1 pseudogene is annotated in these 838 nt (G+C 64.6%); it reads right to left on the minus strand.

What is annotated here, in order from left to right:
• Window positions 1-838: pseudogene (locus QM467_RS19760) on the minus strand (hypothetical protein); the annotation flags it as partial.

Consider the following 838-nt stretch of genomic DNA (forward strand, 5'->3'; position numbering starts at 1 on the left):
GCCGACGACGAGGAAGCCATTATTGGCGAAAGACGTCGCCACCGTGCTGGTCCCGGAGCCGCCGATCTTGGCGAACGAGCCCGTATTGACAAAGGCCGCGCCCGCGCCGCCGGAAGCGATCCCGACGTCGGACGACAGGGTGAAGGCGCCGGTATTGGTGAGGGTCGCGCCCGCCGCGATCGTCGTCGCGCCAGCATAAGCGCTCGACCCGCCCAGCGTGGAGGAGGCGTTGACGACAAGCGACAGCGCCCCGCTCAGCGCGCCGCTGAAATTGCTCGCGCCCGTCAGAGTCAAAGCCGCCGCGCCGCCGCTATCGGTCACGGTTCCGGAGCCAAGCAGCTTTGTGAATCCCGTATTGAAGCCTGAAATATCGATCGCGGCGCCCTGGCCGACTGTGGTTTGCAGCATGGTGCCGAACAGGAAGCCGAAAAAACTGTCGGCTCCCTGCAACGTTCCCCCCTGAACGGCGAGTGTCGCCTGGCCAGGCGCGCCGACAACCGCGCTTGGCGTGTGCCAGATGACAGTGCCGTCCTGCCCGGGCGCACCGAAGGTGATCAACTGCCCTGCCGACTGGTTCATGACCCAATTGCTGGCCGGATTGATATTCAAGGTTGTCCCGTGAGCCGCGGCAATCGCGAAATTGCCCTGCAACGACAGATTATTGGCGACCGTCACATTGGTCGTTCCAAGCAACTCGCCGCCATTGATCGTCAGCGTCCCCGTTCCGAGCGCCCCCGCAGCGCCTACGCCGAGCAGACCGGCATTCAGCGTCACGCCGCCGCCAATCGTGTTGGCGTGATTCAGGATGACTGTGCCGCCATTGATCGTGAAGGCGCCG

The sequence above is a fragment of the Rhodoblastus sp. 17X3 genome, from assembly GCF_030056575.1.
Classification (GTDB): domain Bacteria; phylum Pseudomonadota; class Alphaproteobacteria; order Rhizobiales; family Beijerinckiaceae; genus Rhodoblastus.